The following is an 18,364-nucleotide window of genomic DNA, read 5'->3' as shown; positions in this document are numbered from 1 at the left end:
GCCGGTGGCCTCTCGGCCCCGGCCCAAGGTTTAGGAGCAAGAACGCCTGATGCAAAGCATGCCCGGTGCCTTAACGGCCCAACGACACGACAGGCACTTTGCGAACCCTTCAGTGGGATGGGCAAACTTCCCTCCGGAAAAAGCGGACGGCCGTGTGGCGGTCCGCTTGATCAAGCGATTAGGGGTAGCGGCGCGAGGTGCGCCGGCTACCGACTTGATTTGGCGCGCGAGGCCGGGTGGTCACGCGCGCCATACCGTATTCATTAGCGTAAGCGCGTGGTATCCGCGTACGCCGATGAATAGCCCGCTTCGAAGCGCACGTCCTGAACAGCGTCCGCGGGAAGCGGGTTTTGACGAAGGGTGTAGTTTGAACTGACTCTCATCTGAACCTGAAGGAGAACAACATGGCTACCGCCAAGAAGAAACCGGCTGCTAAGAAAGTTGCTGCCAAGAAGACCGTTGCGAAGAAGGCTGCTGCTCCGGCGAAGAAGGCTGCTGCAGTGAAGAAGGTTGCTGCGAAGAAGGTCGCGGTGAAGAAGGTTGCCGCGAAGAAGGCAGCACCGGCGAAGAAGGCCGCAGCGAAGAAGGTTGCAGCCAAGAAGGTCGCGGTGAAGAAGGTTGCTGCGAAGAAGGCAGCACCGGCGAAGAAGGCCGCAGCGAAGAAGGTTGCAGCCAAGAAAGTCGCAGTGAAGAAGGTTGCTGCGAAGAAGGCAGCACCGGCGAAGAAGGCTGCTGCGAAGAAGGCCGCACCGGCGAAGAAGGCTGCTGCGAAGAAGGCCGCGCCTGCTAAGAAGGCTGCTGCCAAGAAGGCCGCGCCTGCGAAGAAGGCTGCCGCGAAGAAGGCTGCGCCTGCTGCGAAGAAGGCTGCCGCTGCTCCTGCGAAGAAGGCCGCTGCTCCGGCGAAGAAGGCTGCTGCACCGGCCAAGAAGGCTGCAGCTCCGAAGAAGGCCGTCGTGAAGAAGGCTGCGCCGGCAACGACCGCGTCGACCGCATCGGTTGCGCCGGCATCGGGCGTGAAGACCGCGCTCAACCCGGCAGCGGCATGGCCGTTCCCGACCGGCAGCCGTCCGTAATCGAGGCTGACCCGTACCACCCGGACACTCACATGGTGTCCGTGGGTTGAGTAGCGCTACTCAATCAGTCCCGCCATCTGGCTCAGGTGGCGGGATTTTTTTCGTCCGTGTTTGTCGATGTGCCTGGGAGCCTGTGTGCCGGCTGCCCGTATGCGGGCCGCGGCGAGTACGGACGAAAAAAAACGCATGTGCAGCTTCGCACATGCGTTCGACCGCGGCTTGCGCCGCGAGCTGAGGTACCTGTTAGTGCGTGACGCGCGTGACGCCGCCGCTCGACAGCAGTCGCACCCGTTCGCCGGCGCGGAACGCTTCGCCGCTTGCTGCCTGCGTGATCGAGCGCAGATCGCCGTTGTCGAGGCGCACGGTGATTTCGACACCGTTCGCCGTGCTGAGGTTTTCGCCGACCGCGTTGCCCGCGACCGCACCGACGAGACCGCCCGCGATCGCGGTCAGGATCGATCCCTTGCCGCCGCCGATCGCGCTGCCTGCCACCGCACCGAGTGCGCCGCCGCCGAGCGTGCCGATCGCACTGCCGCCGCCGTCGGACTGGATGCGCACTGCACGGACGCTTTCGACCGTGCCCATGCGAACCGTCTGTTCGCGTTGCGCCTGGCCGACGCTATAGACATCCGCCGAGCCCGGCGCGGTGAAGCAACCGGTGAGCGTCAGCGAGGCCGTCAGCATGGCCGCGAGCGTGAGGGTCTTTTTCGTCAACATCTTTGCTCTCCCACAATATTCATTTGAGACTGTAACCGAATGCAGTCTCGAAGCGCGCGTCGATCTCGGCGCGCGTCAGTACGTAAGTCTGGGGCCCCTGGTGGGCGATCTTGATCGAGCCCATCAGGCTCGCGAGGCGGCCCGTGGTTGCCCAGTCGAGGCCATGCTCGATGCCGTACAGCAGGCCGCCCCGGAAGGCGTCGCCGCAGCCGGTCGGATCGGCGACGTGCTCGGCCGGTACGACCGGAATCTGCTCCGCACCCTGCTTATGGCGGATGGTCGCGCCGTGCTCGCCACGCGTAATGACGAGGGCGTCGACCCGGCTGGCGATTTCATCTTCGGACCATCCCGTCTTGTCGCTCACCAGCTTGGCCTCGTAGTCGTTGACCGCTACATAGGTCGCAAGTTCAATGCTGCGGCGCAGCGTCGCACCGTCGAACAGCGGCAGGCCCTGGCCCGGATCGAACACGAACGGCACACCGGCCTTGGCGAGCTCTTCCACGTGCTGCACCATCCCGTCGAAGCCGTCAGGGCCGACGATCGCGAGCTTGATGTCCGGCGCGTCGCCCGCGTGGTTCAGGTGCGACTGCATCATCGCGCCCGGGTGGAACGCCGCGATCTGGTTGTTGTCGAGATCGGTCGTGATCATCGCCTGCGCCGTATAGGTATCGGGCAGCACGCGAACGTGGTCGCGGCGCAGGCCGAGCTGGTCGAGCCGGTCGAGATACGGCTGCGCGTCGAGCGCGCCCACCGTTCCCATCATGCGTGCATCGCCGCCGAGCAGGTGCAGCGCGTACGCGATGTTGCCCGCGCAGCCGCCGAATTCGCGGCGCATCGTCGGCACCAGGAAGCTCAGGTTGATGAGGTGCACCTGGTCGGGCAGGATGTGCTCGCGGAACCGCCCTTCGAAGGTCATGATGGAGTCGTAGGCGATCGAGCCGCAAATCAACGTAGCCAAGGTGTGCGTTCCTGTAGAAATGAGGGACCCTGCGCGACAACGCCGCGCGAAAGGCGCGGCGCGGCAGGGGAAAGCGGAAGAAAGCTTACTTCAGTGCGGCGAGCGCTGCATCGTAGTTCGGCTCGTCCTTGATTTCGCTGACGAGTTCCGCGTGGATCACCTTGTCCTGCGCGTCGAGCACGACGACCGCACGGGCGGTCAGGCCGTTCAGCGGGCCGCTCGTCACGTCGACGCCGTATGCGTTCGCGAATGCGCGGCCGGTGCGGAACGTCGAAGCCGTCACGACGTTCTCGAGGCCTTCGGTCGTGCAGAAGCGCGTCGCGGCGAACGGCAGGTCGGCCGACACGACGACGACAACCGTGTTGTCGAGCGACGATGCGGCTTCGTTGAACTTGCGGGTCGACGTCGCGCAGGTCGGCGTGTCGAGGCTCGGTACGATGTTCAGCACCTTGCGCTTGCCGGCGAAGCTGGCGAGCGACAGGTCGGCGAGATCCTTGCCGACCAGCTTGAAATCGGCGCCTTGCGCGCCGACGGCCGGGAACGTGCCGGCGAGATCGATCGGGTTGCCACCCAGCGTAACTTTGCTCATGTTCGTGCTCCGAATGAGCGCGCCGCTCGGGCGCGCGGGTTGAGACGGGCGCGCATGCGCGCGCCGCGGTGCGTCACGGATAGAAGATCTGGACGCGGAAATTCGAGGCGGGCGTGCCGTTCGTTTCGAGGCGGACGACCATCGTCTGCGTCGTGCCGGGCGGCAACCCGGCGTCGATCGGCGTGCCCGGGCGCACGTAGTCGCGCGGTGCGAGTACGCGGCGCACGGTCACGTGGTTGGTGTCGTCCAGCAGCGTCAGTTCGAGCGACGGGTAGGCGAGCGCGACGCGGTAGCGGTTCGTCAGCGGTACCTTCAGCTCGAGCTCGCGCGGGCCGTCGAGCTGGCGCAGGTCGGTCGCGTCGAGCCGCAGGCCGTCGATCGCGCGCGGCGGCGCGACCGTGCAGCCGAGCGGCGCGCAGGCCTGCCGGAACCAGCCCTGCGTGACCGGCCAGTGGATCATCAGCGTTTCGCGTTGCCACCACGCGAGTTGCGCGACGAGCAGCACGGCCAGCACGGCGGCGACGAGGCCGCCGAAAAAGCCGCCGAGCATTCCGCGCCGCTGCGGGGCGCGCGTCTCGCGCGTGACGGCGAAGTGAGGACGATCGTCGTCGGTCAGCGCAGCGGGGAACGGTGCGGCCGGCGCGCTGGCGGCCGCGGCTGGCTTCTCTTCGTGCGGTGCCTTTGCGCCGGTACCGGTGTCGGGTTCGGATCCGGCTGTTGCGATGGCCGGTGCCGGTGCAAATGCAAAACGCGGTTCGCGCGGCGCGCGTTCGTCGTCCGGCACGGCGAAGTGTGCGGTGCCAACGGGTTCGGCGGCATCGTGAGCGGTATCTGCGTCCGACGGACGGTGTGCGACGAAGCGTGGCTCACGCGGGTCGCGCTCGACGGGCGCGGCCGATGGTTCGGTATCCCGCGGCGTTTGCGTCTGCAGCGATTCGGCTGGTTGCGCGACGGCAGCGGAAGTGTCCAGCTCGGCCGGGGAGGGGGCGAACGGCGCGGGCGCACCCGACAAGTGAACGACGCCGGCGTCGGTGGACGGAAGGGCGAGCGGAATCAGCGGCTCGGTGCGCACGGTCTGCACGTTGTGTTGCAGCGACGGGTCGACGCCGGCGTCGAGCCACGGCGCCCACATGTCCCAGCCTTCCGGCTTGTAATCGGTGTCGGAAGATGCCCCGGCCGGCGCATCGGTAGTGAACAGCCGGGCCGGCGGGGCCGGATGGTGCGCGTTGCCTTCGTCCGGCGCGGCAGCCGGTTCGGTCAGGGCCGGCTCGGGCTGCTGCGCGTGCTCGGGAACGAGCGACTCGGATGCGTTGAAGACTTCGTGGCAATGCCCGCAGCGCACGAGCCCTTGATGCAGCGAGAGCTGTTCCTGCTGCAGCCGGAAGACGGTTTCGCAATGAGGGCAGCGCGTCGCAAGAAGCATGTCGAGCCGGGCGGCCTGCTGGCCAGAGTGAAGGACAGCGCTATTCTAATGGCTTTCGCGCCGGGTTCCGGCGAGGCATACCCAACCTTCGTGTTCACGCCAGACCGAGATGTCGACGTAGCGCGCGTAGACGGCCGCGACTTCGTCCGCCTGGCGCGCGAGCACGCCCGACAGCGCGATGCGCCCGCCCGGCTTGACCTTCGATGCGAGCATCGACGCCATCAGCTTCAGCGGATTCGACAGGATGTTCGCGACGACGATGTCGAATTCGCCGTCCGGGCACGCATCCGGCAGCCCGTACGTGACTTCCGCACGGTTGCGTTCGCTGTTCTGCCGTGCCGATTCGACGGCTTGCGGATCGATGTCGATGCCGATGACGGGGTTCGCCCCGCATTTCTTCGCGAGGATCGCGAGAATGCCAGAGCCGCAACCGTAGTCGAGCACCGATTGGCCGGGTTTCACCGACTGCTCGAGCCATTCCATGCACAGACGCGTGGTCGGGTGGCTGCCGGTGCCGAACGCGAGGCCCGGATCGAGTTCGAGGACGAGTGCATCGGGATCGGGCGCATCGTGCCACGACGGCACGACCCAGATCCGCTCGCCGATCGGGATCGGCTCGAACTGCGATTGCGTGAGTCGCACCCAGTCCTGTTCCTCGACTTCGCGGACGACGAACGTCGGCGTTTCAGCGATGCCGATCTCGTTGGCAGCCGCGGCGAGCAGCACGGCCGGCTCATGCTCGGCCGCGAGCAGCGCGACCACGCGCGAATGCTGCCACGCGGTGCGGTCGGGCACGAGGCCCGGCTCGCCGAAGAGCGGCTGTTCGTCGGGCGTGTCGGCGTCGGCGTCTTCCACGGACACCGACAGCGCGCCGAGTTCGAGCAGCGCGTCGGACAGTGCCTCCGCGTGCTCACGGGCCAGTTCGACGACGAGTTCGCGATAGCTCATGCTTACGCTTCTTCCGGTGCGACCTGCTGCTTCTGGGCGAGCCGGTTTTCGAGGTAGTGGATGCTGGTGCCGCCTTCGACGAACTTCGAATCGATCATCAGCTCGCGGTGCAGCGGGATGTTGGTCTGGATGCCTTCGACGACCATTTCGGACAGCGCGATGCGCATCCGGCTGATCGCCTGCTCGCGCGTCGCGCCGTAGGTGATCAGCTTGCCGATCATCGAATCATAGTTCGGCGGCACGAAATAGCCATTGTAGGCGTGCGAATCGACGCGCACGCCGGGGCCGCCCGGCGTATGCCACGACGTGATCCGGCCCGGCGACGGCGTGAACTTGAACGGATCTTCGGCGTTGATCCGGCACTCGATCGCATGTCCGCGGAACTGGATGTCGCGCTGGCGCAGCGTGAGCTTCTCGCCGGCCGCGATGCGGATCTGTTCCTGCACGATGTCGACGCCCGTGATCAGCTCCGAAACCGGATGCTCGACCTGCACGCGCGTGTTCATCTCGATGAAGTAGAACTCGCCGTTTTCGTACAGGAATTCGAACGTGCCCGCGCCGAGATAGCCCATCTTCTTGCAGGCGTCCGCGCAGCGGTCGCCGATGCGGTCGATCAGGCGGCGCGGAATGCCGGGCGCCGGCGCTTCCTCGATCACCTTCTGGTGGCGGCGCTGCATCGAGCAATCGCGTTCGCCGAGCCAGATCGCGTTCTTGTACGCATCGGACAGCACCTGGATTTCGATGTGGCGCGGGTTCTCGAGGAACTTCTCCATGTACACCTGCGGGTTGCCGAACGCACGGCCGGCTTCCTCGCGGGTCATGTTGACCGCGTTGACGAGCGCGGCCTCGGTGTGCACGACGCGCATCCCGCGCCCGCCACCGCCGCCCGCCGCCTTGATGATGACCGGATAGCCGATCGCGCGCGCAATCTTGACGATCTCTTTCGGATCGTCCGGCAACGCGCCTTCCGAGCCCGGCACGCACGGCACGCCGGTCTTGATCATCGTCTGCTTCGCGGTGACCTTGTCACCCATCATGCGGATCGTTTCCGGGCGCGGGCCGATGAACGTGAAGCCCGACTGCTCGACGCGTTCCGCGAAATCGGCGTTCTCCGACAGGAAGCCGTAGCCGGGGTGGATCGCTTCGGCGTCGGTGACTTCCGCGGCGCTGATCAGCGCCGGCATGTTCAGGTAGCTCAGGTTCGACGGGGCCGGGCCGATACAGACGGCTTCGTCCGCGAGGCGCACGTACTTGGCTTCCTTGTCGGCTTCCGAGTAGACGACCACCGTCTTGACGCCGAGCTCGCGGCACGCACGCTGGATGCGCAGCGCGATTTCACCGCGGTTGGCAATGAGGATTTTTTCAAACATAGCGAGTATTCGTCTCTTCGAGGGGCGCGCGAACGGCGCCTGGCGAGCATCGGCGGAGCGCGGCCCGCAGGCCGCGCGGCGGACTTAGCCGATCACGAAAAGCGGCTGGCCGTATTCGACGGCCTGGCCGTTCTCGACGAGGATTTCCTTGATCACGCCGGCCTTGTCCGACTCGATCTCGTTGAGCAGCTTCATCGCTTCGATGATGCAGATCGTCTGGCCTTCCTTGACCGTGTCGCCCACCTGGACGAACGGGTCCGCGCCCGGCGACGGCGCGCGATAGAACGTGCCGACCATCGGCGACGTCACGACGTGGCCCTGCGGGGCAGCCGGTGCGGCAGCGCCGCCAGCGGCCGGCGCGGCAGCGCCTTCGGTCGGCAGCGCGACCGACGGAGCGGGCGCGCTGACTTGCGGGGCATACCCAGCCGTCGGCTGCACGTAGACCGGCGGCGCGTTCTTGACGATGCGCACCTTGCCTTCGCCTTCCGTCACTTCCAGCTCGGAGATGCCGGATTCGGAAACGAGGTCGATCAGAGTTTTCAGCTTACGAAGATCCATCGGGAATTCCCCTTTCAATACGTGAAAGCGCCGGTTAGGGGCCGGCGCTGAATCTAGATCGCGAATTCAGCCGCGCGACGTGCCTTGCAGCTTGTCCAGCGCGTACTCGAGCGCGTACAGATAACCTTTCCAGCCGAGCCCGCAGATCACGCCTTCGGCCTGGTCGGAAAAGTAGGAGTGGTGCCTGAACGCTTCGCGGCGATGCACGTTCGACAGGTGAACCTCGACGAACGGGATGCCAACGCCGGCGATCGCGTCCCGGATCGCGACGCTCGTGTGCGTATACGCGGCCGGATTGATCAGGATGAAATCGGTCTGTTCCTCCCGCGCGGCCTGGATGCGGTCGACCAGCGCGCCTTCATGGTTGCTCTGGAACGACGACAGTTCGGCGCCGGCTTCCCGGGCGCGCGCGGCAAGCGCCTGATCGATCTGTGCGAGCGTCACGCGGCCGTACACCTCCGGTTCCCGGGTGCCGAGAAGGTTCAGGTTGGGGCCGTGCAGCACCAGCAATCGTGTCATGGTCGCTTCTATTTCTGCGGAATTGCGCGAACTTTAGCGCTATTTAGAGAAATTTGTCTAGTTTTGCCGAACGGCCGAGCGCGCGGGACCTGCAAGAATTACCGGCGCGCATGCAAAGTATCGGCGAATTCACGCGAAATTGCGGCGATCGACGGGCAAATCGCCGACAACGTCCGGGCTGCCGTTCGGACAGGTTACAGCGCGTCGAGCGTCTTTTTCAGCTCGGCCGGCTGGATTTGTCCCAATTTTGTCTCGCGAATCTTGCCGGTTTGGTCGATGACGACCGTAAACGGCAACGCGCCGGCGGTATTTCCGAAATTGCGGGCCAGATCGGCGCCCGCATAGCCGCTGACGAAGACGGGATAGTCGACCTTCACCTTCTGCAGAAAGTTCTTCACGTTCTGTTCGGAATCGACGCCGATCCCGATGAAACGGATGCCCTTCTGTTTGTATTGGTGCGACAGCGCGACGAGCTCCGGCATCTCCTCGACGCACGGGCCGCACCATGACGCCCAGAAATTGACGACGACCTTCTGGCCCTTGAAGGCGGACAGCGTGGCCGGCTTGCCGTCGACACCCGTCAGGGAGGCCGCCCACAACTGTTCGACCGGGCTGCCCTGTGCGGCGGGCGCGGCGACGGCGACCCCGTCATCGGCGGTGCCGCGGAACCAATGGCCGGCGGCGAGCCCGCCGGCAACGGCGGCGGCCGCGACGACCGCGAGCGCCAACATGCGTTTCATCATCATCGTTGAATCATTCCGGTTCGGAAGGGGCCTTGCCTGCTTCGACGAGCGCGCGCAGCGCGGCGGCATCCGCACGGGCGACCCGGCCGCGCGCGTCGGCCTTGACCGCGCCGCGCAGGTCGTCGCTCGCATAGAGCGCGAGATGGATGCCGATCGCATCCACGTCGCGCCGCGGGCGCCACAGGAAACTGAGCGTCTCGACGTCGGCGCGGCCCGCGAAATGCCGCGTCTCGGACACGTCGTACTGAACGTTCTGGTTCAGCAGGTAGATCGCGACGTCCTTCGGGTTGTCGGTGAATGCCTGCAAATGGATATCCGAATGCGCGTTCGCGGTGCCGTTCAGCACGGCACCCGTCACATAAGGATGGAACTCGGCGAGCCGGCGCATCCAGTCGAGCGCGACTTCGCGCAGGCGGCGCAGTTCGTCCGGCTGCGTGTCGCTCTGGAACAGCGCGAGGTACTCGCGCAGTTCTTCCTCGATCTGGTCGTTATCCGGCAGCCATTCGCCTGCAACGCGCGAGTCGCCCAGCAACTGGCGCGCGGCCTTGCGTTTTGCGCCGGCATAGTCGAGGCCGTCCTCCGCGATCAGGCGGGCGGCGGACTGGGCAATTTCCTCGCGGAGGCGCCGCGGGTCGACAAGAGGTTTGCGAGACATGATCCGGCAATCATACTCGATCGCCGCGGCGCCCGAGCGCGGGTGCGGCGGCCTGCCGCCCGGCGTGCCGGCGCCGCTCGCGCGCATCGTTCGGGCCGCCGGGCACGGCAGGCCGTCAGTTACAATAGTGCTCTTTGTGTCGCGGCAAAAGCCGTTGGCCGGGCGCCGGCCGCGCGGCCCGTCCGGCGCGCCGCACACACATCTTTTCCGAATCGACGGCGCCCGGCGGCGCGAAAGCATTCATCTATGCACATCCACATTCTTGGCATCTGCGGCACCTTCATGGGCGGTCTCGCCGTACTCGCGCGCGAGGCGGGCCACACGGTGACGGGTTGCGACGCGGGCGTCTATCCGCCGATGAGCACGCAGCTCGAGGCGCAGGGCATCACGCTGATCGAGGGCTACGGCGCCGAGCAGATCGACCTGAAACCGGATCTGTTCGTGATCGGCAACGTCGTCACGCGCGGCAATCCGCTGATGGAGGCGATCCTCGATCGCGGCCTGCCTTATGTATCCGGCCCGCAATGGCTCGGCGAGCACGTGCTGGCCGGCAAGTGGGTGCTCGCGGTCGCAGGCACGCACGGCAAGACGACCACGTCGTCGATGCTCGCGTGGCTGCTGGAAGACTCCGGTCTGAACCCGGGCTTCCTGATCGGCGGTGTGCCGCTGAACTTCGGCGTGTCGGCGCGGCTCACCGATTCGAGCTTCTTCGTGATCGAGGCCGACGAATACGATACGGCGTTCTTCGACAAGCGCTCGAAGTTCGTCCACTACCGGCCGCGCACCGCGGTGCTGAACAACCTTGAGTTCGATCACGCCGACATCTTCCCCGATCTCGCCGCGATCGAGACGCAATTCCACCATCTCGTGCGTACCGTGCCCGGTGTCGGCAGGATCGTCACGAACGGCCGTTCCGACGCGCTCGAGCGTGTGCTGGCGCGCGGCTGCTGGAGCGAGGTCGAGCGGTTCGGCGTCGACGGCGGCTGGCAGGCGCTGCCGGCCGAGGACGGCGTGCCGGTCGACGAGCGTTTCGCGGTGTATTCGCACGCGGAACGCGTCGGCGAAGTCGCATGGCAGGTGCAGGGCGATCACAACCGGATGAACGCGCTCGCGGCGATCGCGGCCGCGCGCCACGTCGGCGTGCCGCCCGCGCAGGCCGCCGCGTCCCTCGCGTCGTTCCGCAACGTGAAGCGCCGCATGGAAGTGCGCGGCAGCGTGGACGGCGTGACCGTCTACGACGACTTCGCGCACCATCCGACTGCGATCGAAACCACGATCGCCGGCCTTCGTGCACGCATCGGCCGCCAGAATTCCCGCATTCTCGCCGTGCTCGAGCCGCGCTCGAACACGATGAAGCTCGGCGTGATGAAGTCGCAATTGCCGGCGAGCCTGGCCGACGCCGATCTCGTGTTCGGTTACGGCGCGCCGGCCGGGCGCGACGCGCTCGGCTGGAATCTGGCCGAGGCGCTGGCGCCGCTCGGCGACCGCGCGCACGCGTTCGACGACCTGCACCTGCTGGTGAAGTCCGTCGTCGCAGCCGCCCGCCCGGGCGACCACGTGCTCGTGATGAGCAACGGCGGCTTCGGCGGCGTTCATCAGAAGCTGCTCGATGCGCTCGGGAGCCGCTCGTGATCCTGTATCTGCACGGCTTCCGGTCGTCGCCGGAATCGCAGAAGTCGCGCCAGCTCGCCGCGCGCATGGCCGAGCTCGGCCGCAGCGGCGAGTGGCGGTGCCCGTCGCTGTCGGTGTCGCCGCTCGAAGCGATCGCGGTCGCGGAAGCCGAGGTGGCGGGCGCGCGCGACGTGACCGTCATCGGCAGCTCGCTCGGCGGCTATTACGCGACCTGGCTGGCCGAAAAACACGGCTGGAAGGCCGTGCTGCTGAATCCGGCCATCGTGCCGCAGCGCGATCTCGAGCAGCACCTGGGCGAACAGCCGCTGTGGCACGGCGGCGGCACGATCGTCGTCGAGCGCCATCACCTGCATGAACTCGACGCGCTGCGCGTGCCGGCAATCACGCGTGCCGAACGCTACTATCTGTTCGCGGCGACCGGTGACGAAGTGCTCGATTACCGCGAGATGCTCGCGCACTACCCGGGCGCGAAGACGCGCGTGATCGAAGGCAGCGATCACGGGATCAGCGAATTTGCCGACTATGTCGACGACGTTCTCGCGTTTTGCGACGGAAAGACGTCTTAATCCGGCCATGTGCCGATCGAATTCCCATCATCATGCGGCGCCGCGGACGCGGCGCCCGGCAGTCTGAACGAGAGTACTGAGTGAACGTTTTCTTCGAGGAATCGGGCAGTTTCAAGGCGGGCAGCGTGCTGTCGCGCCAGGGCGACGCATTTCAGGTCGAGTTGCCCGGTGGGCGGCGGGCCAAGGTGCGCGCGAAAGACGTGCTGATCGAATTCGACAAGCCGGCCGCGGGCGAACTGATGCAGGAAGCCGACACGGCCGCGCAGCAGATCGACCTGGATTTCCTGTGGGAATGCGCGCCGACCGACGAGTTCGCGTATACGGCGCTGGCCGCGGAATACTTCGGCGCGACGTACGGCCCGGTGGAGCGTGCGGCGCTGGTGTTGCGACTGCACGGCTCGCCCGTCTACTTCCGCCGCAAGGGGCGCGGCCAGTACCAGCGCGCGCCGGAAGAGCAGCTCAAGATGGCGCTCGCGTCGCTCGAGCGCAAGCGCCAGCAGGCGCTCGTCCAGGCGCAGTATGAAGAGGAACTGAAGGCCGGCAAGCTGCCGGAAGCGTTCGCGGGCAAGGTGCTCGGGCTGCTGACGCGGCCGGACAAGAACGCGATCGAATACAAGGCGATGGAGGCGGCGGCCGGTGCGCGCGGCGTGTCGCCGGCGCGGCTGATGCTCGACTGCGGCGGCATCGCGTCGCCGCGCGCGCTGCACGAGGCGCGCTTCCTCGCGGAGTTCTTCCCGCACGGCACGGGCTTCCCGGCCGTCACGGTCGGCCCGCTGCCGGACGACCTGCCGCGCGCGGACGTCGAGGCGTTCTCGATCGACGACATCACGACGACCGAAATCGACGACGCATTCTCGGTCGAGCATCTCTCCGACGGCCGCGTGCGCATCGGTGTGCACATCGCGGCGCCGGCGCTCGGCATCGTGCGCGGCGACGCGATCGACGCGATCGCGCGCACGCGCCTGTCGACCGTCTACATGCCGGGCGACAAGATCACGATGCTGCCGGACGACGTCGTCGACGTGTTCACGCTGAAAGAGGGCGACTACCGCCCGGCACTGTCGCTGTACATCATCGTCAACCGCGAAACGCAGGAGATCGTCGCGAACGAGACGCGCGCCGAGCTCGTGTTCGTGAAGAACAACCTGCGGCACAACAACCTCGACGAGCTCGTCAACGAAGAGACGCTCGCGGCCGGCACCGGCGACTACCCGCACAAGGACGACATCGCCGTGCTGTGGCCGCTCGCGCAGGCGCTGTTCGAGAAGCGCCAGGTCGCGCGCGCGGGTTACGGCCTGAAGCGCGAGGTGCAGCGCAACACCGACTACAACTTCTACGTCGAAGGCGAGCACGTGACGATCACGCCGCGCCGCCGCGGCTCGCCGCTCGACCTGATCGTGTCGGAGCTCGCGATCCTCGCGAACTCGACGTGGGGTGCGTTCCTGCACGATCACACGGTGCCGGGCATCTACCGCTCGCAGCGCGGCTTCGGCGCACCGGGCCCGAAGCGCACGCGGATGCAGACGACGGCCGCGCCGCACGAAGGTCTCGGCGTCGCGCAGTATGCCTGGAGCACGTCGCCGCTGCGCCGCTACGTCGACCTCGTGAACCAGTGGCAGCTGCTCGCGTGCGTGCAGCACGGCGTCACCGCGAAGCTCGCCGCACCGTTCAAGCCAAAGGACGCCGACCTGTACGCGGTCGTGCAGGGCTTCGACGACACGTATACGGCCTACGCCGACTACCAGCGCCGGATGGAGTACTTCTGGTGCCTGCGCTGGCTCGCGCAGGAGCAGAAGAAGCAGGTCGTCGCGAGCGTGGTGAAGGGCGATCTCGTGCGCCTCGAGGAAATTCCGCTGCTGCTGCATGTGCCGGGGCTCGGCGTGCATGCCCGCGGCACGCGCGTGCTGCTCGACGTGATGTCGCTCGACGAGCTGACGATCGAGGCATCGGTGCGGTTGCTGAACGTGCTCGATGCGCCGACCGTGACGAGCGGCGACGCGGCCGACGAAGAGGATGACGCCGAAGGCGGCGACGACACGCTGATCGACGCCGAAGACGCGACGGCCGAAACCGAGGCGGAAGCGCTGGCGGAGGCGGACGGCGCGGCAGCCGGCGAAGGTGGTGAAGGCGGCGAAGCCACGGGCGGCAACGCCGAAGAAGAGGGGCGCGCATCATGACCGCAGCTGCGTCGACGAGCGGCGCCGACCGCTATGTCGTGTTCGGCAACCCGGTGGCGCACAGCAAGTCGCCGTTCATCCACGCGCAGTTCGCCGCGCAGACGGGCGAGCCGGTCGAATACACGCACCGGCTCGCGCCGGTCGACGGGTTCGACGCGGCCGTGCGGGCATTCGTCGCCGAAGGCGGTCGCGGCGCGAACGTGACGGTGCCGTTCAAGCTCGAGGCGCATGCGCTTGCCGACACGCTGTCGCCGCGCGCGGCGGCGGCGGGCGCGGTGAATACGCTGCGCATCGACGCCGACGGCCGTATCCATGGCGACAACACCGACGGCGTCGGCCTCGTGCGCGACATCGAAGCGAATCTCGGCGTGTCGCTGGCGGGCGCGCGCATCCTGCTGCTCGGCGCGGGCGGCGCGGCGCGCGGTGTCGTGCTGCCGCTGCTCGACCGCGCGCCGCTGTCGATCACGATCGTGAACCGCACCGCGAGCAAGGCCGAGGCGCTCGTCGGCCAGTTCATGCAGGCCGCCCACGATGCGGGCTGCACGCTCGCGGGCGGCGGCCCGGACGTCGTGCGCGCGGAGCCATATGACGTGGTGATCAACGCGACGGCCGGCAGCCTCGATGCCGCGCTGCCGGAGTGCGACGCGGCCGCGTTCGGCGCGGGCACGCTCGCGTACGACATGATGTACGGCGCGCAGCCGACGGTGTTCATGCAGCATGCGGCGTCGCTCGGCGCGCGCACCGCCGACGGGCTCGGGATGCTCGTCGAGCAGGCGGCCGAATCGTTCTTCATCTGGCGCGGCGTGCGTCCGGACGGCGCACCGGTGCTGGCCGCGCTGCGCCAGGCGCTCGCGGCGAGCTGAACGGGGCGCGGCACGTGGTGGCGGTGAGCGGCACGCAGCACACGCGGACGGTGAGCCCGACGCGCTGGATCGTCTATGCGGGATCGGTGTTCGCGGGTGCGTGGCTCGCGACGCAACTGTTCTATCTCGTACAGATCGCGCTGTGGTCGTTCGTGAACCCGGGCTCGACCGCGTTCATGCGCACCGACGCGTGGTGGCTGTCGCGCGACAAGCCGCCCGCGCAGATCCAGCACCAGTGGGTGCCTTACGACCAGATCTCGCGCAACCTGAAGCGCGCGCTGATCGCGTCGGAAGACTCGACCTTCGCGACCAACAACGGCTACGACGTCGACGCGATCCTGCAGGCGTGGGAGAAGAACAAGGCGCGCGGCCGGATCGTCGCGGGCGGCTCGACGATCACGCAGCAGCTCGCGCGCAACCTGTTCCTGTCGCGCGAGAAGAGCTACATCCGCAAGGGGCAGGAGCTCATCATCACGTGGATGCTCGAAACGGTGCTCGACAAGGAGCGGATCTTCGAGATCTACCTGAATTCCGTCGAGTGGGGACGCGGCGTGTATGGTGCCGAGGCGGCCGCACGCTATTACTACCGGATTCCCGCGAGCCGGCTCGGCGCGTGGCAGTCGGCGCGCCTCGCGGTGATGCTGCCGAAGCCGCGCTGGTTCGACGCGCACCGCGGCTCGGCCTACCAGGCGCAGCGCGCGGCAGTCATCGCCCGCCGGATGGGCGCGGCCGAACTGCCGCAATCGGAGTGAACGGCGCGAGCGCGCCGTCACATTGACCGTTTCGACGCCCGTGCGCTGCACGCGGGTCGCTCGCGGGCCGTTTGTGCGCTGCAGCGCATGCGCGTCACGCGCATTTCGGGTCACATCCATTAGACGAATCCGTCTATTTCGCTTTGCTGAGCAATGCTCGCGATCACGCGCGTTTGTTGGCTGATATGGCACGAAATCCTGGAATTTTTAGTATTCCAGGGTAAACGCGAAAGTCCGTGAAAGGCACGTGAAATGCAACGTTTCGCGAACCGAAGCATTCCTGAAAGGTGTGCGCCGCACCGGCCGCCGGCCAAATATTTCAAAATTTTTCAAAGCTGACGGGCTCGCGTATATTGGCCAGCGCCTCGGCTTATCGGCCGCGATCGAGGCGGGGGGCGGCTTATCCGGCTGCTCGATACAAAAAACATCCGAGAGAAGGAAAGCAACGATGCCAGCGAGCAAAGCGAAGCTGTTGTTGGGAGTGGTGTTTTCTTCGCTGATTCTGACGGCCTGCAACGACGACGTGACATCGTCCGCTGCTGCCAGCGCCGACAACTCAGCCGATCCCGCCGGTCAGGTGGACAGGGCGTACAACGATCCGAACAGTTATTCGTCGAGCGCGAACGCGTCGCTCGACGCCTCCGCCGCGGTTGAAAAGGCCGCCGTCACGCATCACCAGATCACGCTGAACGGCAAGACGATCCGCTACACGGCCACGGCCGGCCACCTCGTCGCGCGCAATCCGCAGACGGGCGCGCCCGAAGCCTCGTTCTTCTATGTCGCCTATACGGCCGACAACCAGCCCGCGGCGAAGCGGCCCGTCACCTTCCTGTACAACGGCGGCCCCGGCTCGGCATCGGTGTGGCTGCACCTCGGCTCGTTCGGCCCGCGCCGGATCCAGACGGGCGACCCGAACGCGAACACGTCGACGTTCCCGTTCGTCGACAACCAGGAAAGCCTGCTCGACACGACCGACCTCGTATTCGTCGATGCGATCGGCACCGGCTTCTCCGAAGCGATCGCGCCGAACACGAACCAGACGTTCTGGGGCGTCGACCAGGACGGCGGCGCGTTCCGCGATTTCGTCACGCGCTACCTCGCCGTGAACCAGCGCAGTGCCTCGCCGAAATACCTGTTCGGCGAATCGTACGGCACGCCGCGCACCGACGTGCTCGCGAACCTGCTCGAGACCGCGGGCGTGAAGCTCGACGGCATCGTGCTGCAGTCGTCGATCCTGAACTACAACACGAACTGCGACATGGCGAGCGACTACATCGGCAACTCGAACAACGGGTCGAGCCCGGTGAGTTGCGCGGGTTTCGTGCCGTCGTATGGCACCGTCGGTGCGTACTACCAGCTCGACAACCCGAACCCGTCGAACCTGCCGCAGTATGCGGACCAGATGCGCCTGCTGACGGCCGGCAGCTACGCACCCGCCGTGAACGCGTACCTGGCGAGCCATACGCCGCCGCCGCCGGCCCTCGTCACGACGATGGTGAATTCGACCGGCGTGAAGCAGTCGCTGTGGAATGCGGACTTCAACGTGATCCCGACCTTCTTCGACAACAGCTTCCAGCTGTCGCTGATCCCGGGCACGCTGATCGGCCGCTACGACGCGCGCGTGAACGTGCCGGTGTCGAGCCCGCTTGCCGCGGACGGCGATCCGTCGAGCTCGTTCATCACGAAGCCGTTCACCGACACGATCGGCAAGTACCTGCCGAACGAGCTGAAGTACACCGCGCAGTCGGCGTATTCGTTGAGCAGCAACGCGATCAACACGTGGGACTGGACGCACGACGGGCTCGCGATGCCCGACACGATCCCCGACCTCGCCGCGGCGCTGACGCTGAATCCGCAGCTGAAGGTGCTGTCGCTGAACGGGTATCACGACATCGCGACGCCGTTCTACCAGACCGAGCTCGACCTCGCGCGGCTCGGGACGCAACCGAACCTGACGATCAGGGACTATCAGGGCGGACACATGGTCTATCTCGACGATACGTCGCGTCCGCAGGAGAAAGCCGACCTCGTGACCTTCTACAACGCGGCCGCGCACTGATGCTGCGCCGGCCGGCGGCAGGCGCCCGCGGTGGCGCCGCACCGGCCGTCGACGACCTCATTCCAGACTGGAGCCTGATATGAAGAATCGTTTCATCGTCGTTGCCGCGGCGCTCGCATGTGTCGGCGCCGCAGCATCCGTATCCGCGTTCGCGCAGGCGAGCGACGCCGCCGCGCCGGCGCGCGCGCGCCAGGCGCAGCTCGGCGATCCGTACGTGCCGCCGGCCGCGCGCAAGCCGACCGCCGGCACGCAGACGACGGGCGCCGCGCTGCATGCGCAGGTGGTGCGCAAGCTCGCGCGGCAGTTCAGCGCGGCCGACTCGCAGAACACGGGTTCGATCACCGAATCGCAGGCGCGCGCGGCCGGCCTCGGTTATGTCGCGAACCACTTCCGGCAGATCGACTCGAGCGGCAACGGCCGCGTGTCGTTCGCGGACGTACAGCGCTACATGCAGGCACGCAGCACGAGCCAGCAGTAAGCGCGGCGCGCGGTGAACCAACGGGGGCGGAACCTGCGACACGGCGGGTTCCGCCCCCGTGCACATGGCGCGGCCGTTACGGCGTGCCTGCCGCGGATTTCCGCCGAATTCTCATTATCTGGGCAACGCATTCAAATATTGGAGGCGAGTGCGTGCGCTCCTACAATCCGAAGCACATCGACAGCTTCGGACCCACGCATCGCGCGGCGCCCGACGCACACGGAGACACCTTCCATGAAGTTCGCCGGGCGCTTTATTCGGTGCATCGACCGCCGCCTCGCCGC

General features: G+C 66.8%; 19 protein-coding genes. 9 read left to right on the top strand and 10 right to left on the bottom strand.

Annotated features, from left to right (window positions below; translation table 11 throughout):
- Positions 1–49: 49 nt before the first annotated feature.
- The gene (locus E9536_RS32935) at positions 50–376 is read left to right on the top strand and encodes a hypothetical protein (RefSeq protein WP_080982133.1); all 327 of its coding nucleotides are present in this window, start codon (positions 50–52) and stop codon (positions 374–376) included.
- 28 nt (positions 377–404) lie between these two features.
- Positions 405–1,073, top strand: a complete 669-nt coding sequence (locus tag E9536_RS32930; RefSeq protein ID WP_021161894.1) for a histone H1-like DNA-binding protein — start codon at positions 405–407, stop codon at positions 1,071–1,073.
- 243 nt (positions 1,074–1,316) lie between these two features.
- On the opposite strand, the gene E9536_RS32925 is transcribed toward E9536_RS32930, so the two are convergent.
- The 10 genes from E9536_RS32925 to E9536_RS32880 all read right to left on the bottom strand — a co-directional run bounded on the left by E9536_RS32925 (position 1,317) and on the right by E9536_RS32880 (position 9,553).
- Positions 1,317–1,790 (bottom strand): glycine zipper 2TM domain-containing protein, encoded by a 474-nt coding sequence (locus E9536_RS32925; RefSeq protein ID WP_021161893.1) that lies wholly within the window; start codon positions 1,788–1,790, stop codon positions 1,317–1,319.
- A gap of 19 nt (positions 1,791–1,809) precedes the next feature.
- Positions 1,810–2,748 carry a carbohydrate kinase family protein gene (locus tag E9536_RS32920; protein WP_059697874.1) on the bottom strand — a complete coding sequence of 313 codons (939 nt, stop codon included), beginning with the start codon at positions 2,746–2,748 and terminating at the stop codon, positions 1,810–1,812.
- Between the two features lie 85 nt (positions 2,749–2,833).
- On the bottom strand, positions 2,834–3,337 hold the full coding sequence (gene tpx, locus E9536_RS32915) for a thiol peroxidase (protein WP_060085796.1): 504 nt from the start codon (positions 3,335–3,337) through the stop codon (positions 2,834–2,836).
- 73 nt (positions 3,338–3,410) lie between these two features.
- Positions 3,411–4,760, bottom strand: coding sequence for a zinc-ribbon and DUF3426 domain-containing protein (locus E9536_RS32910; RefSeq protein WP_136472177.1), 1,350 nt, complete (start codon positions 4,758–4,760; stop codon positions 3,411–3,413).
- 45 nt (positions 4,761–4,805) lie between these two features.
- A complete protein-coding gene (prmA, locus tag E9536_RS32905) occupies positions 4,806–5,708 on the bottom strand; it encodes a 50S ribosomal protein L11 methyltransferase (RefSeq protein ID WP_021161891.1) in 903 nt (300 codons plus the stop codon).
- A gap of 2 nt (positions 5,709–5,710) precedes the next feature.
- Positions 5,711–7,078, bottom strand: coding sequence for an acetyl-CoA carboxylase biotin carboxylase subunit (accC, locus tag E9536_RS32900; RefSeq protein ID WP_021161890.1), 1,368 nt, complete (start codon positions 7,076–7,078; stop codon positions 5,711–5,713).
- Between the two features lie 84 nt (positions 7,079–7,162).
- The gene (accB, locus tag E9536_RS32895; RefSeq protein ID WP_021161889.1) at positions 7,163–7,636 is read right to left on the bottom strand and encodes an acetyl-CoA carboxylase biotin carboxyl carrier protein; all 474 of its coding nucleotides are present in this window, start codon (positions 7,634–7,636) and stop codon (positions 7,163–7,165) included.
- A 66-nt stretch (positions 7,637–7,702) separates the two neighbouring features.
- Positions 7,703–8,155 carry a type II 3-dehydroquinate dehydratase gene (gene aroQ / locus E9536_RS32890; protein WP_011350880.1) on the bottom strand — a complete coding sequence of 151 codons (453 nt, stop codon included), beginning with the start codon at positions 8,153–8,155 and terminating at the stop codon, positions 7,703–7,705.
- A gap of 194 nt (positions 8,156–8,349) precedes the next feature.
- The gene (locus E9536_RS32885) at positions 8,350–8,901 is read right to left on the bottom strand and encodes a TlpA disulfide reductase family protein (RefSeq protein WP_021161888.1); all 552 of its coding nucleotides are present in this window, start codon (positions 8,899–8,901) and stop codon (positions 8,350–8,352) included.
- Positions 8,902–8,908: 7 nt separating this feature from the next.
- Entirely contained in the window at positions 8,909–9,553 is a 645-nt protein-coding gene (locus E9536_RS32880) for a hypothetical protein (RefSeq protein ID WP_027788425.1), read from the bottom strand.
- Between the two features lie 42 nt (positions 9,554–9,595).
- Between E9536_RS32880 and mpl the strand changes: the two genes are divergently transcribed.
- The 7 genes from mpl to E9536_RS32845 all read left to right on the top strand — a co-directional run bounded on the left by mpl (position 9,596) and on the right by E9536_RS32845 (position 18,080).
- On the top strand, positions 9,596–11,185 hold the full coding sequence (gene mpl / locus E9536_RS32875) for a UDP-N-acetylmuramate:L-alanyl-gamma-D-glutamyl-meso-diaminopimelate ligase (protein ID WP_224052407.1): 1,590 nt from the start codon (positions 9,596–9,598) through the stop codon (positions 11,183–11,185).
- Positions 11,182–11,751, top strand: a complete 570-nt coding sequence (locus E9536_RS32870; protein ID WP_021161885.1) for a YqiA/YcfP family alpha/beta fold hydrolase — start codon at positions 11,182–11,184, stop codon at positions 11,749–11,751. The genes mpl and E9536_RS32870 overlap by 4 nt, the downstream gene beginning before the upstream one ends.
- Positions 11,752–11,831: 80 nt before the next feature.
- Positions 11,832–13,928: an RNB domain-containing ribonuclease gene (locus tag E9536_RS32865; RefSeq protein ID WP_027788423.1), complete on the top strand. Its 2,097-nt coding sequence runs from the start codon at positions 11,832–11,834 to the stop codon at positions 13,926–13,928.
- Positions 13,925–14,791, top strand: a complete 867-nt coding sequence (gene aroE, locus E9536_RS32860) for a shikimate dehydrogenase (RefSeq protein ID WP_027788422.1) — start codon at positions 13,925–13,927, stop codon at positions 14,789–14,791. Before E9536_RS32865 ends, aroE begins: the two co-directional genes overlap by 4 nt.
- A 14-nt stretch (positions 14,792–14,805) precedes the next feature.
- Positions 14,806–15,543, top strand: a complete 738-nt coding sequence (mtgA, locus tag E9536_RS32855) for a monofunctional biosynthetic peptidoglycan transglycosylase (RefSeq protein WP_042976647.1) — start codon at positions 14,806–14,808, stop codon at positions 15,541–15,543.
- A gap of 448 nt (positions 15,544–15,991) precedes the next feature.
- Positions 15,992–17,602 (top strand): peptidase S10, encoded by a 1,611-nt coding sequence (locus E9536_RS32850; protein WP_027788420.1) that lies wholly within the window; start codon positions 15,992–15,994, stop codon positions 17,600–17,602.
- Positions 17,603–17,681: 79 nt separating this feature from the next.
- Positions 17,682–18,080, top strand: a complete 399-nt coding sequence (locus E9536_RS32845) for an EF-hand domain-containing protein (protein ID WP_027788419.1) — start codon at positions 17,682–17,684, stop codon at positions 18,078–18,080.
- Positions 18,081–18,364 lie beyond the last annotated feature (284 nt).

The organism is Burkholderia sp. LS-044, from assembly GCF_004803625.1.
Taxonomy (GTDB): domain Bacteria; phylum Pseudomonadota; class Gammaproteobacteria; order Burkholderiales; family Burkholderiaceae; genus Burkholderia; species Burkholderia cepacia.
Note: the sequence above shows the minus strand (reverse complement) of the source record. Positions and strands in the feature narration are given on the sequence as shown.

Coding starts and splice junctions, on each gene's coding strand:
- E9536_RS32935 (WP_080982133.1), top strand. CDS start 50: ATGCAAAGCATGCCCGGTGCCTTAACGGCCCAACGACACGACAGGCAC.
- E9536_RS32930 (WP_021161894.1), top strand. CDS start 405: ATGGCTACCGCCAAGAAGAAACCGGCTGCTAAGAAAGTTGCTGCCAAG.
- E9536_RS32925 (WP_021161893.1), bottom strand. CDS start 1,790: ATGTTGACGAAAAAGACCCTCACGCTCGCGGCCATGCTGACGGCCTCG.
- tpx (WP_060085796.1), bottom strand. CDS start 3,337: ATGAGCAAAGTTACGCTGGGTGGCAACCCGATCGATCTCGCCGGCACG.
- E9536_RS32910 (WP_136472177.1), bottom strand. CDS start 4,760: ATGCTTCTTGCGACGCGCTGCCCTCATTGCGAAACCGTCTTCCGGCTG.
- prmA (WP_021161891.1), bottom strand. CDS start 5,708: ATGAGCTATCGCGAACTCGTCGTCGAACTGGCCCGTGAGCACGCGGAG.
- accC (WP_021161890.1), bottom strand. CDS start 7,078: ATGTTTGAAAAAATCCTCATTGCCAACCGCGGTGAAATCGCGCTGCGC.
- accB (WP_021161889.1), bottom strand. CDS start 7,636: ATGGATCTTCGTAAGCTGAAAACTCTGATCGACCTCGTTTCCGAATCC.
- aroQ (WP_011350880.1), bottom strand. CDS start 8,155: ATGACACGATTGCTGGTGCTGCACGGCCCCAACCTGAACCTTCTCGGC.
- E9536_RS32885 (WP_021161888.1), bottom strand. CDS start 8,901: ATGATGATGAAACGCATGTTGGCGCTCGCGGTCGTCGCGGCCGCCGCC.
- E9536_RS32880 (WP_027788425.1), bottom strand. CDS start 9,553: ATGTCTCGCAAACCTCTTGTCGACCCGCGGCGCCTCCGCGAGGAAATT.
- aroE (WP_027788422.1), top strand. CDS start 13,925: ATGACCGCAGCTGCGTCGACGAGCGGCGCCGACCGCTATGTCGTGTTC.
- E9536_RS32850 (WP_027788420.1), top strand. CDS start 15,992: ATGCCAGCGAGCAAAGCGAAGCTGTTGTTGGGAGTGGTGTTTTCTTCG.
- E9536_RS32845 (WP_027788419.1), top strand. CDS start 17,682: ATGAAGAATCGTTTCATCGTCGTTGCCGCGGCGCTCGCATGTGTCGGC.